General features: G+C 69.5%; 6 protein-coding genes. 2 read left to right on the forward strand and 4 right to left on the reverse strand.

The window, feature by feature from the left end:
* The first annotated feature begins 131 nt into the window (after positions 1-131).
* Positions 132-635 (forward strand): DUF2199 domain-containing protein, encoded by a 504-nt coding sequence (locus O3299_RS02425; RefSeq protein WP_305061408.1) that lies wholly within the window; start codon positions 132-134, stop codon positions 633-635.
* A 59-nt stretch (positions 636-694) separates the two neighbouring features.
* Positions 695-1,339: a uridine kinase gene (udk, locus tag O3299_RS02430; protein ID WP_305061409.1), complete on the forward strand. Its 645-nt coding sequence runs from the start codon at positions 695-697 to the stop codon at positions 1,337-1,339.
* Positions 1,340-1,366: 27 nt separating this feature from the next.
* Here the strand turns inward: udk and O3299_RS02435 are convergent, their stop codons facing one another.
* The 4 genes from O3299_RS02435 to O3299_RS02450 form a co-directional block, all read right to left on the reverse strand.
* Positions 1,367-2,536, reverse strand: coding sequence for an HlyD family type I secretion periplasmic adaptor subunit (locus O3299_RS02435; protein WP_305061410.1), 1,170 nt, complete (start codon positions 2,534-2,536; stop codon positions 1,367-1,369).
* A complete protein-coding gene (locus O3299_RS02440) occupies positions 2,533-4,680 on the reverse strand; it encodes an ATP-binding cassette domain-containing protein (RefSeq protein WP_305061411.1) in 2,148 nt (715 codons plus the stop codon). Before O3299_RS02440 ends, O3299_RS02435 begins: the two co-directional genes overlap by 4 nt.
* Before the next feature lie 28 nt (positions 4,681-4,708).
* On the reverse strand, positions 4,709-5,977 hold the full coding sequence (locus O3299_RS02445) for a TolC family protein (protein ID WP_305053346.1): 1,269 nt from the start codon (positions 5,975-5,977) through the stop codon (positions 4,709-4,711).
* A 122-nt stretch (positions 5,978-6,099) separates the two neighbouring features.
* Positions 6,100-13,128, reverse strand: coding sequence for a hypothetical protein (locus tag O3299_RS02450; protein ID WP_305061412.1), 7,029 nt, complete (start codon positions 13,126-13,128; stop codon positions 6,100-6,102).
* Between the last annotated feature and the right edge of the window lie 405 nt (positions 13,129-13,533).

Genomic DNA, 13,533 nt, shown 5'->3' on the forward strand with positions numbered 1-13,533 from the left:
CGCGATGCGTCCCGTCTGTGCATCTTGGGCTTGTTTAGAATATCATCTTGCCAGAATGCCAAGCGCACAGTTTCCCCACGTAACTTTTTGCATGCAACACCACAAACAATTCGACCAAGCGTACCTCCCACATGACTTTTTTCTTCCTGTGCCGCTCCTGCGGCGAGACCCATACGGGCATGCCCAGCTTCGGCGCCGATGCGCCGTGGCTGTACGAGCAGATGACGCCCGCCGAACGCGCAGCACGCTGCCAGCTCGACAGCGACGCCTGCATCGTCGACGAAGCGCACTGCTTCGTGCGCGCCACCATCGACATCCCCGTGCATGGCTTTGACGAGCCGTTCAGCTGGGGCGTGTGGATATCGCTGAGCGGAGACAGCTTCGACGCCTGGGACGCCTGCTTCAACGATGCCAAACGGGCGCACATCGGCCCTTTCTTCGGCTGGCTCAGCACGCAGCTTCCCGTGTATCCGGACACCCTGAACCTGAAAACCCGCGTGCACCTGCGCGACGATGGCATACGTCCGTCCATCGAGCTGGAACCGACGGATCACCCGCTGGCCGTGGAACAGCGCGACGGCATCACGGCAGAGCGGGTGGCCGAGCTGTATGCGCGACTGATGCATGGCGCGTGACAGGCCCGGCGTTGCAGCCGCTCCCTGTCGGACCGCTCATGTTTCCGGTATCATTCGGCATGAATACTATTTCCTTCCAACCGTTTGTTATTGGTGTCGCTGGCGGAAGCGGCAGTGGCAAGTCCACCGTATCCCAACAAGTGCTGGCGTCGTTCGGCGCCGACATGGTCTCGGTCGTGATGCAGGACGATTACTACTGCGACCAAACCCATCTCTCCCCTGAAGTGCGCAGGCAGCAGAATTACGACCATCCGCAGGCGTTCGAGTGGCCATTGCTGGTGCAGCACATCCAGGCCTTGCGCAATGGCGAATCGATCGAGATGCCCGAGTACGACTTCACGCTGCACAACCGCTCCGACAGGACCATCTTGGTCAAGCCGGCGCCGGTGATCGTCATCGAAGGCCTGTTTGCCCTGTATGACGAAGACTTGCGCGACATGATGTCGCTGAAGATCTTTGTCGACACGGCCTCCGACGTGCGCTTCATCCGCCGCATGCAACGCGATATCACGGAACGTGGCCGTTCGGTGGAAAGCGTCATCGAGCAATACCTGGAAACCGTGCGCCCGATGCACAAGCAATTCATCGAACCAACCAAGCGCAATGCCGACGTCATTTTGCCGCACGGCGCCAATGGCCCCGCGGTCGACATGATCACGGCCAAGGTGGCCAGCGTCATCGGTCGATTGAAGCCGGCCGTTTGAAGCCTGCCGGTGACGCAGCCCGCTGCGTCACCGCTCTCCCATCGACTCCGAGAATGTCTTGGTGATCGGTTTCGTCAGGTAGCGCAACACCGTCTTGCGGCCCGTGTTGATTTCCACGGTGGCCGTCATGCCGGGCTGGATCAGAATCGGCTCGCCATTCTTGCCCATCAGGTTGCGCCCGCTGGTCTTGATCTGCACGCGGTAGTACGGCTGCTCGTTGCCCTTGTTGTCTTCGCTTAAAGTGTCCGCGCTGATGTAGCTGACGGTGCCGCGCAGGCGGCCGTAGATGCCGTAGTCATAGGCGTCCAGTTTCACGGCCGTGGGCAGGCCGGGCTTGATGAAGGCGATGTCGGCCGGTTTGACTTTCGCTTCGATGATCAGGTCATCGTCCGTGGGCACGATCTGCAGGATTTCCTCGCCCGGCTTGGCTATGCCGCCCAGGGTAGTGAGGCGCACGTTGCGCACGATGCCGTCGGTGGGCGCGTAAATGTCCGTCGAACCCAGCTGCTCCTTGCGCTGGGTCACCGTTTGCAGCACGCCGGCCAGGTCTTCCTGGGCTTTCACCAGGTCCGTCTGGCTGTCTTGCAGGTATTTGTTGCGGCGGTTGGTGATCTGCGCCTGGATGTCGACCACTTGCCGCCGCAGTTTCAGCACTTCTGCGCGGCTGACGTCACCCGTTTCCAGCAGCGGCAGATTCATTTCCAGCTCTTCCTTGATCAGTTTCATGGCGCTTTCCAGCGAACTCACTTCCGCCTGCACGGCGCCCTGGCGCTTGCTGAACAGGGCCAGCTGGTTGGCGCGAAATTCCGGAAACGCCTGCAGTTCGGGCGGGAACTTCGGCGCGCCGCCAAACACTTCCGCCTGCAGGCGCGCCACCGCCGCCTTCAGCCCCGCCGCCTTGGCCGTGCTTTCCAGGTAGCTCGTCTCGGCCCGCGTGCGGTCGAAACGGGCCAGCAATTCGCCCTTTTTCACGACGCTGCCTTCATGCACGCGCAACTCGGCCAGCACGCCGCCATCGGCCACCTGGATGATCTGGTTGCGCGAGCTGGCGATCACCTGGCCGTTGGCGCGCGTGACCTGGTCCAGCTCCGCCCACGAAGCCCAGGCGATGACGCCCGCCAGCGCCGCCGTGCAGCTCCAGATCAGCACCCGGCCCCGTTTCGCTTCCTCCCTCGTTTCGACCTTGGCCAGTTTCATGCGACGGCTCCTTGCGCTGCCGCTGCCTGGACCACCGGCGCGGGCGCGGAAGCGGGAACGGCTTGCGGTTTGCCCGACAGCTTGGCCAGCACGGCATCGCGCGGGCCGTCCAGCAGCAGCCGTCCCGCCTGCAGCACCACCAGGCGGTCGAGCAGGGGCAGGAGGGCATTCTTGTGCGTGGTGGCGACCATGGTCACGCCTTCGGCCGCCAGTTCGCCCAATAGCCCGACGATGCGCGCTTCCGTCTTCGCATCCATGGCGCCCGTCGGCTCGTCGAGCAGCCAGATGCGCGGCTTGGCCAGCAGCAGGCGCGTGACGGCGATCAATTGCCGCTGGCCGCCCGACACGCCCCGTCCGCCTTCGGTGATGCCCAGTGCGAGGCCCCGTGGCTGGCCCAGTATCAGCTCGATCAGGCCCGTGCGTTTGGCGGCGGCCAGGATCGCTTCCTCGCCCGGGTCGGCCAGTCCCAATAACAGGTTGTCGCGCAGGGTGCCGCTGAACAGCCGCGTTTCCTGCGGCAGGTAGCCGACCATTTCGCGCACCACGGCCGGCGCCAGCAGGGCCATGTCGACGTCGCCCAGGTAGGCTTTTCCCTCGGCAGGCAGGTACAGGCCCGAGGCCAGTTTCAGCAGGGTGCTCTTGCCCGAGCCGATGGCGCCCACCAGGCCGACGCGCTCGCCGGGGCGGATGGCGAGGTTTTCCACTTCCAGCGCCACCTTTTGCGCGCCGCCATACGTAAAGCGGATGCGTTCGAAGCGCAAGCCCGTGTCGAGGCTGCGCGGCGTCAGCGCGAATTGCGCATTGTCGGCTTCGTTGGGCAGGCTGATGACCTGTTCCAGGCCGTCGATCGAAGCGCGCGCATGCGCCCATTGCACCATCACGGCGGGCAGCTGCACGATGGGCATCAGGGCGCGGTTGCTGATGATGGTGCAGGCCATCAGGGCGCCCATGGTCATCTGGTTTTCGGCCACGAACCAGGCGCCCATGGAGATCAGCGCCACATTGGTCAGTTGCTGGAAGGCGGCCGTGATGTTTTGCGACAGGGCCGCATAGTCGCGGATATTCTGCTCCGCGTGGCTGCTCTCGGCCACCAGTTCGGCCCAGCGCGCCTGCATCATCCATTCGGCGCTGCTGCCCTTGAGCGTTTCGACGCCGTCGACGGCTTCCACCAGCAAGCCGGCCTTGCGGTTGCTGGCGTTGAGGTTCTTGCGCGTATGGCTTTCGATGGCGCGCTGGAACATCAGCCCGCACGCGAGGGCCAGCGGCAGGGCCACCAGCGGCACCACCACCAGCCAGCCGCCGATGATGGTGATCATGGCGAGAAAAATCACGGCGAAGGGCACGTCCGTCAGCACGAACAGCGATGTCGACGTGAGCACGCCGCGCACCATCTCAAAGCCTTTCACCTGCGCCGCCAGGGTGCCGACGGAAGCGGGGCGCGCCTCCATGCGGATGCCCAGCATGCGCTGGAAAAACCACTCGGACAGTTCATGGTCGACGTCATTGCACGAGTGGTCGACGATGCGGCTGCGCACCTGCTTGAGGATGAATTCCAGGCCGATCGACAGGGCCACGCCCACCACCAGTACCCACAGGGTGCTGAAGCTCTGGTTCGGGATCACGCGGTCGTACACCTGCATGGAAAACAGCGAGGTGGCCATGGTCAGCAGGGTCACCAGCGCGGTGGCCAGCACGGCGTCGACAAACACGCTTTTCTTCAACCACAGGGCGTTGCGCACCAGGCCCAGGGCGCCGGGGCGGGCGCCGCTTTTTTCGCTGCGGCGCGGCAGCCCCACGCAAGCCAGGCCGGCCAGCGAGGCCAGTTGCAGGGCGCGCCCGTCGATGCCTTCGCCGCGCCAGGCGCCGTCGGCACCGCGCGACTGCAGCAAGCCCCAGCCCGTGCTGGCGCTGTAGACGGCGAACGGCAGCTCGCCCGGCGTCGGCTCGTGCAGCGCGCGCGCCGCGCCTTCCAGCCCGGCCGCTTGCCAGATGGCGGTCAACACCACGCCGGGGGCGCCGTTGTCGTCGACGTCATCGAGCTGGCGTTGCAGGTCGGCCAGGCGGGCGGCGGGTACGTGCTGTCCCGTCAGGCGGGCGGCCCGCTCGATGAGTGTCAGCAAGCCATGTTTGATGGAGGTATCCACGCTGTCTCCTGTTCGTGTTCTGTGGCGGTCAATTGGCGCGCACCGACGCGGCCGGCGCCGTGCGCCCGGCCAGGGTGCCCGTTTGCGCGGCCAGGCGCAGGCTGGCGGCGATCGCCTGCGCGCGCGTGTCTTCCAGCGAAAATTGCGCCTGGGTCGCTTCGCGCACGGCGTTGAGCACGTCGTTCCAGCTCTTGCGGCCGATCACGTACTGGCGCGCATACGATTCGAATACCTGCGTCGAGGTGGTGCTGGCCTCGCCCGCGTTGCCCAGGCGCTGGCGGCTCGCCTCGGCCTCGTTCCAGTCCAGCGTGAAACGCTCGCGCACCTCGCGTTCGGCCACGTCGTGCGCGGCGCGCGCGCCTTCGCGGCGGGCCACGGCGGCATCCACGCCAGCCTTGGCCGACAGGCCGGCGCCCGGCTGCGCCTGCAGCACCAGCATGGCGCGCGTGCGGTTGTCGGCATTGATGCCGCCCGTCGGCTTTTCCATGCGCAGCACGACTTTCGGCATGTAGGCCGAGCGCTGCATGGCGATTTCGGAATCGGCGGCCTGCGCCTCGAAATCGAGGCGATGCAGGGTGGGGGAATAGTCGATGGCCTGGCGCATGACCCGTTCCAGGCTGGCGTCGGGCAGCGGTTCGCCCACGCCGATGCCGGTGGTGCTGACGAGGCGCACGGGCTTGCCCGCCAGTTGCGACAGCTGCGCCAGCGCGTTGTCCAGCGCCTGGCGCGCATTCGACACGTCGTTGGCCGCCTGGTAGGCGCGCGACTCGGCCAGGCGCTGGTCCGTCTGCGAGCTGACCGACTGCACCACGCGGCGCTTGATCATGTCCAGCAGGCGCTGGTGCTCGGCCAGGCCCGCCTCGGCCGAACGCACGCGTGCCGTCTGGCGCAACGCCTCGGTGTAGGCGGCGATCACGCGCAGGGACAGGGTCAGGCGTTCTTCCTCGATGGCGGCGCCGGCCGCGTCGACCCGGCTGCTGGCGGCATCGATGCCGGCGTCGATGCGCCCGCCGCTCCACAGCGGTTGCTCGATGCGCACCACGCCGCCCGTTTCCTGCGAACCGGTGGGGACTTCCGCCGACAGGCTGGGAAAGCGCTGCCATTGCGCGCCATCGAGGTCGGCCCGCGCGGCTGCCTGCGCCGAGCGCCTGCCCTGCACGGCGGGATGGCTTTGCAGCGCCTGCTGCAAGACCTGGTCGAAGCTCCAGGCGGTGGCGCCCTGGGCATGGGCGAAAGACGCCATGGATGCCATGGCCGCGGCCATCAGCAGGGCCGCGATGCGTGGCAGTGAGGACAATGCTGGGGAACCGCTTGATCTCATCCCGTATTTTTCCGGCCCGAGGCCTGACGCATTTCAAGGTGGGGCGGGAGCGCGCCGCTGTGCGCTCCCGCTGCCGTGCCTGGCGTGGGTGCCCTGCTTCAGACGATGAAGTTGGCCGCCGTCAGCTGCGTGATGTTCACCCCGCTCAGCAGCACCAGCGCCGTGTCGATGGCGTTGGCGTTGCTCAGGTCACTCGAGTGGTACACCGTCACGGCGCCGCTGTTCTGCGCATCGGCGATGACGATGTAGCCCTGGCCCGACAGGACGCTGTTGTCGGCCGCGATGGCGCTGGCCGCCGCGCCGATCGACACGGACGTGCCATCGAAGATGAACAGGTTGTCGTTGCCAAAGTCCGTGCTCAGGTTGACGCCCACCGCCACCGCTGCCGTCAGGTGGGCGATGGCCGACATGTCGATCACGTCGCCGCCGGCGGCTGGCAGGCCGGTGCTGAAGTCGCTCACCGTCAGCGGGTTGTGCAGGGCGTTCTGGCTCAGCACGAACAACTGGCTCGCATCCGTCAGGTCGGCGTGGGCCTGGGCTGCCGCTGCCGCTGCGGCTGCGGCATTTGCCGATACTGTCAGCGAGTTTGCATCCGTCAGGTCCGCCTGCGCCTGCGCCTGCAGGGCGGCGGCGGCGGCCGCATCGGCTGCCAGGTGCAGGGCGGTGGCGTCCGTCAGGTTGGCCGTCTGCGCCGCGGCCAGGGCGGCTGCCGCAGCCGCATCGGCGGCCTGGGTGAGCGCCACGGCATCGGTCTGGTCGGCCAGCGCTTGCACGGCGGCGGCGTGGGCGGCGTCCGCCGCCGACACCACGGCCAGGGCGCTGGCGTCCGTTTGCGCGGCCAGGGCGTTCGCTTGCACCAGGGCCGCATCGGCTGCCTGCGCGTCGGCGTTGGCCTGGGCCGCTGCCGCATCGTCCGTGTAGGCCGCATTGGCATTGGCATGCGCCTGGGCCGCTGCTGCCGCCGCGTTGGCGGCGGCGACATCGTCCGCTTGCGCGGCCTGGAAGGCCAGCAGCGATGCGGCGGCCTGGGCCTGGGCCAGCGGCGCGGCCGCATCGGCGGCATGGGCGGCCAGCGCGGCTGCGGCCGCATTGTTGGCGTTGACGGTGGCCGCTGCCGCTGCCGCATCGTCGGCCTGTGCCTGCTGCGTGATGGCCAGCGAAATGGCGGCCTGGGCTGCTGCGGCTGCTGCGGCGTCATCGTCGTTCTGCGCCGCGGTGGCGGCGGCCAGGGCGGTGGCTGCCGTTGCCGCCGTGCTGATGGCCAGGGCATCGGCGGCGATCGCTGCCGTGTGCGCGGCGGTGGCGGCGGCGGCATTTGCCGCAGCCTGGTTGGCGGCCGTGTCGTCGGCTTGTGCTGCCTGGGCCGCGAGCAATGCCGCTGCTGCCGCCGCGGCGCTGGCGGTGGCGGCAGTATCGGCTGCGGCTGCGGCAGTCGCTGCTGCTTGTGCGAGGGAGGCGGCGGCTGCGGCGTCCGCTGCGGCCTGGTCGTCGGCGACGGCGGCGTTGTGCGCTGCCTGGGCGTTGGCGGCGTTGGCCGCGGCCAGGGCGGCCGCCGCGTCATCGGCCTGTGCCGCTTGCGTGGCTGCCAGGGTAATGGCGGCCGCGACGGCCGCTGCCGCGGCGGCGGCATCGGCGTCGTGCGCGTTTTGCGCTGCCAGCTGGGCAGCGGCTGCTGCCGCTGCGGTGGCGGCGACGTTTGCGTCGGCGGCGAGGGCCGCGTTCAATGCCAGCTGCGCATTCGCTGCTGCCGTGGCGGCCGCTGCTGCCGTGGCGTCATCCGCCTGGGCATTGAGCGTGGCGGCCAGCGAGATGGCCGCCTGCGCCGCCGCCGTTGCTGCGGCTGCATCGGCGTTCTGCGCTGCGACGGCCGCCGCATGTGCGGCTGCCGCATTGTTGGCGGCCGTGACGGCCGCTGCATCGTCGGCCTGGGCCGACGCCAGCGCCGCATGGGCGGCTGCCGCATTCGCGTCGGCCTGGGCTGCTGCATCGGACGCATTTTGCGCGGAGATGAGCAGGTTCAGCTTGAGCGTCTTGTCATTGTCGGCGTCCAGGGCGTTGGTATCGGCCGTTACCGCCGCGTTCAGGTTGGCGATGGCCGCGTTGAGCGCCGCATGGGCGTTGAGAGCGGCCGTGTCGGCCAGTTGCGCCGCCAGCGTGGCGGCTGCCGACAGGGCCGCTGTGTGCGCGGCACTGGCGGCAGCATCGTCGGCGGCCAGCGCGGCGCTGGCTGCGGCCAGTGCATTGTTGGCCGCCGTGGCGAGGGCGGCCAGGCCGGCGTCGGCCTGCAGCGCGGCGTCGGCAATGATCTGCGCGGCCGCGGCGGCGGCTGCCGTGCTTGCCGCCGTGGCGTCGGCGCCCACGGCGGCATTGGTGGCGGCAAGCGAGTTGCTGGCCGTCAGGATTGCCGCGTTGAGCGCCGTCGTGGCCGCATTCAGGGCCGCTTGCGCATTGTTGGCCGCCGTGGCCGCTGCTGCGGCGACGCTGTCGTCGTTCAGGGCCTGGTTCAGGGCGGCCAGTGCGGCAGCTGCCGCCGCCGCCGTCGTGCCGACGGCCAGGTCGGCCGCCTGCGCGGCCTGTGTGGCGGCCAGCGAGATGGCCGCCGTGAGGGCGGCTGCCGCTGCTGCGGCATCGTCCGCCTGCGCATGCTGCGTGGCAGCGGCCGAGATGGCGGCGACGGCGGCGGCAGCGGCTGCCGCCGTATCGGCGGCGGTAGCGGCCGCAGCGGCGGCCGTGGCGTTGGTGGAGTTGAGGACGGCGGCTGCGGCGGCCGCATCGTCAGCCAGTGCCTGGTTCAGCGCGGTCAATGCATTGGCGGCGATGGTGGCGGCGCTGGCGGCCGCATTGTCGGCCAGTTGTGCCGCTTGCGCGGCCGCTTGCGAGGCATTGGCGACGGTGGCGGCCGTGGCGGCGGCCAGATCGTCGGCGACGGCGGCGGCCGTGGCTGCATTGGCCGTGACGGCAGCCGCGGCGGTAGCTGCCGCATTCGCGTCGGCGGCCAGGGCCGCATTCAGGGCGGCCAGGGCATTGGCTGCCGTCGCTGCCGTCGCGGCGGCGGCGGCATCGGCCGCTTGCGCCGCCTGCGCCGCTGCCAGCGAAGTGGCGGCCACGCCGGCGGCGGTCGCCGCGAGAGTGTCGTCCAGCTGCGCCGCCGTGGCGGCAGCCTGCGAGGTCAGGGCCAGCGTGGCGGCGGCGGTGGCGGCATTGTCGGCGGCAATCGCATTGTTCAGCGTGACCAGCGAGGCGGCAGCCGTGGCGGCCGTCGAGGCGGCAGCCGCATCGTCGGCTTGCGCCGCCAGCGCCGCCGTGTGCGACAGGCCGGCCGTGGTGGCGGCCACGGTGGCGGCCAGCGCGGCCACCAGGTCGAGTGGATGGGCGGCCGAATAGGCGGCAGCCGCAGCGGCGCTCGCGGCATCGTTGTTGGCGATGGTGGTCAGCGCGGCCGCGTCCGTCAGCGCCGCCTTGGTGGCGGCCACGGTGGCGGCCGTGACGTCGAGCGTATGCTGGGTGCCCAGCACGACGGCGTCGGTCAGGCCGGCGACGGTGGCGGCGGTCGCGGCGGCCGTGGCATTCACGGTCGCCACCAGGCCCAGGGCGACGGCGTCCGTCAGGCTGGCCGTTGTTTGCGCGGCGGTGGCGGCGGCGGCATCGACGGTGGCCGTCAACCCCAGGGCCACGGCATCGGTCAGCGCGGCGGTGGCGGCAGCCGTGTTGGCGGCAGCCGTGGCGGCCGCCGAGACGGTGCCCAGGGCAACGGCGTCCGTCAGGTTGGCTGTCGTGGCGGCCAGGCTGGCGGCCGTGTTGGCGGCCGTCGAGACGAGGCCCAGCGCCACGGCATCGGTGAGGTTGGCCGTCGTTTGCGCCGTGGCGGCGAGCGCCGCATCGGCCGTGGCGACGAGGCCCAGGGCCGTGGCGTCCGTCAACGAGGCGGTGGCGGCGGCCGTATTGGCGGCCGTGGTGGCGGCGGCCGAGAGCGTGCCCAGTGCCACCGCATCGGTCAGGTTGGCAACATTCGTCGCCGTATTGGCGGCGGCGGCCGCCGCGGCGGCGGCCAGGCCCAGGGCGGCAGCGTCCGTCAAGTTGGCCGTTGTCAGCAGGGTGGCGGCCAAGGTGGCATCGGTGGTCGAGATCACGCCCAGCGCCGTGGCATCCGTCAGCGCCGCCAGGCTGGCGGCCGAGGCGGCAGCCAGGCCATCGGCGTTGGAAATGAGGCTTAGCGCGATGGCGTCCGTCTGGCCCGCCGTCGTGACGGCTGCGGCGGCGGCCGCATCGGCGGTCGACGACGCCACGGCCAGGGCCGCGGCATCGGTCTGGCCGGCCACGAGCTGTGCCGCGGTCAGGGCGTTTTGCGCCAGCGTATTGGCGGCCGTCAGTGTGCTGACGGCGGCCTGGGCGGCAAGTTCGGCGGCGGCATCGGCGGTGGAGACAAGGCCCAGTGCGCCGGCATCGGTCAGGGCGGCGGTGGCCGCTGCTGCCGTGGCGGCAGCTTGGGCCGCCGCCGCGGCGCTGACGGCCGAGATGTCGATCCCGCCCAGCAGGGCAGCCGTTTCCGCCGCCGCAACGGCCGCGGCGGCGGTGTTGGCGAGCGCCACGGCGTCGGTCAGGTTGGCAGTGGTCAGCGCAGTCGCGGCCGCCAGCGCATCGGCGGCGGAGATGCCGGCGAGGAAGAGGGCGTCCGTCAGGCTGGCATCGGCATCGGCGCCATCGGCGTCGAGCTGCAAGGCATTGACGGTCGCCGTCAGGTCGACGACGCTGGTCTGTCCTGCCGTGACGTTGGCGGCCAGGGCGGCGAGGTTGGCCAGGTTGAAGGCATTCAGGGCGACGTTGACATCCAGCAGGCTCGCTTGCGAATGGGCGGCCGCCGCATCCGCGTCCGCCTGGTCGGCAGCTTGCTGCAGAGCAACTACATCGGTCTGACCGGCCACTGCCTGGGCATTCGCGGCATCGCTGGCCGCCGCCGCGTCGGCAGCGGCCAGGGCGGCAGCGTCCGTCTGGTCGGCGGTGGTTTGCGCTGCCAGCGCGGCGGCGGCGTCATTGTCGGAGACGATTTGCAGCGCGGCCGCATCGGTCAGCGCCGCTTGCGCGGCGGCGGCGGTCGAGGTGTTGGCGGCGGCATCGGCCGTGATCTGCAGGGCGGCTGCGTCGCTCAGGTTGGCTGTCACCACGGCGTTGGCGGCGGCTGTGGCGGCAGCGGCGGCAGCGATGTCGAGCGCGGCGGCATCCGTGTTGCCGGCCAGGGTGGCCGCTGTCGCCGCCGCGGCGGCATCGGCGCTGGAAATCAGGGCCAGCGCTGCCGCGTCGGTCAGGTCGGCCTGCGCCTGCGCCGCATCTGACGCCAGGGTCGCGGCATCGGCGATCAGCCCCAGGGTGGGCGCGTCCGTCATGTTCGCTTGTGTCTGCGCATTTGCGGCGTTCGTGGCGGCCGCATCGGCGGCGGCCTGCAGGGCCACCGCATCGGTGGCGTTGGCGATCGAGGCATCCCAGGCGGCTGCGCCGGCGGCGGCGTCCGCTGCCATGGTCAGCGTCACGGCGTCGGTGAGTCCTGCTTGCGTGCTGGCCGACGTAGCGGCATTCGCTGCCGCCGTGGCGGCGATGCCCAGTGCCGCGGCGTCGCTGGCATTGGCGTTGATTGCCGCATTCGCTGCCGCGGTAGCGGCCGCATTCGAGGCGGCGGTCAGGGCGACGGCATCGGTGGCGGCGGCCACGCTGGCGGCCGCGGCGGCGGTGGCCGCATCGGCATCGGAGATGACTGTCAGAGCGGCGGCGTCCGTCAGGCTGGCCTGTATGCCGGCCGTGACGGCGGCATTGGCGGCGGCCGTGGCCGCCAGGTCCAGCGCGGCGGCGTCCGTGGCATTGGCCAGCGCCGTGGCGGCAGCGGCGGCGGCGGCATCATTGGCCGAGATGACGCCCAGCGTCGCCGCATCGGTCAGCGCTGCCTGGGTATTGGCGGCGGTGGAGACGACATCGGCCGCATCGGCGATCAATTGCAGTGCGGGGGCGTTGGTCTGGTCCGCTTGCGTCTGTGCCGCATCGGCAGCGGCGTGCGCGGCGGCGGCGTTGGCGGCGGCCGTGACGGCAGCCGCATCGGCATTTTGTGCCGACGTGGTGGCGGCCAGCGAAATGGCGGCGGTCGCGGCAGCAGCCGCGGCCGCGTTGTCGTCGGTCGTGGCAGCCGTGGCAGCGGCTTGCGCACCGGGCACGGCGGCTGCCGTGCTGGCGGCCAGCACATCGTCGCTGGTGGCGTTATTGGCTGCGAGCAAGGCTGCTGCCGCTGCAGCTGCAGCGGCGGCAGCCTGCTGGTCGGCGAGCGTGGCCGCATTCGCCGCTGCCAGCGCAGCTGCTGCCGTGGCGGCGGCTGCCGCGGCGGCGGCATCATCGGCCAGGGCATTGCTGGCCGCCGCGACCGCTGCTGCTGCAGCCAGCACGGCCGCGTCGGTAATGGTCGTCGTCGTGGATTGATTTCCCGTGCTACCGCCGGTCGAGCCGCCCGTGCCGCCAGTTCCTCCCGTTCCGCCCGTGCCACCGGTTCCTCCCGTGCCCGCGCCGCCAGTGCCCGTGCCACCGGTGCCGGCACCGCCAGCCGCGGCACCGCCTCCGCCGCCACCGCCAGCCGCGGCGGCTACCAGGCCAAGGCCGCCGAGCGCGCCCAGCACGCCAAGTCCGCCCAGGCCGCCTGCAGCGCCGGCGCCGGCGCCTGCACCCGCTCCAGCTGATGCTCCTGCGACATCCACGACGCTGCCGCTGGGGATGCCGGCGGCGCCCGCGCCGGTGCCTGCCGCGCCCGCGGCGCCACCGTTGTTGTCGCTTTGCGACGTGCCGGGATCGGCACTGCCGTTGCCGGCCTGGCCTGCAGCCGCACCGCCGCCACCGGCTGCCAAGGCGGCTGCCGCCACCGCCGCGGCCGTGCCCAGGGCAGCGGCATTGCCGCTATCGGCGCTTCCCGTGACTTCCACGACATTTTCAGGCGGCATGGTCGCGCTGGCATCGGCCCCTTTTATCAGCTCGTCTTCGTCATATTGCTTGCGGTCGCCGTTTTTCGGATTGACCGCTTTTTTAGCGGGCGTAGCGACCTTGACGCCAGCGCCTTCGGCATTGACGGGAACTTGTGCTGGATTTTGGGTGGTGGCCATTTGAAAATCTCCGGAAGAAGGTTATATGTTCGTTCAATTTTTTAAGATATTAAAAAATCAATAATGTGTTTCGTTTCCTTGCTTACTCCGGCGTGGCTTGGGCCGTGGTTGAAATTGGGTATTGCCGATGCAGATGGTGAAAGTAAAACATAACTGGGGAAAAAACGCTGGCGTAATGGAACGCCGGCCCTGAAATATTTAAAATGCCATTTTTGCATTTGTTTTGCATGGCGTTATTTTCTTGCATCCTGTTTTTGCGATAACTGGCTTGCCAGCCGATGCACCTTGAAAGATAGCGGTATTTACATGCAGGCCGCACCAGCTCTCACTCTGATGGTAGTTTCAATTTTGAAACTTTCAATTCAATTTTTATCATTTTTCATGACTCTATTCTGTCAAGCTTTG

The sequence above is a fragment of the Janthinobacterium sp. SUN176 genome (genome assembly GCF_030587335.1).
In the GTDB taxonomy this organism is placed as follows: Bacteria; Pseudomonadota; Gammaproteobacteria; order Burkholderiales; family Burkholderiaceae_D; genus Janthinobacterium; species Janthinobacterium kumbetense.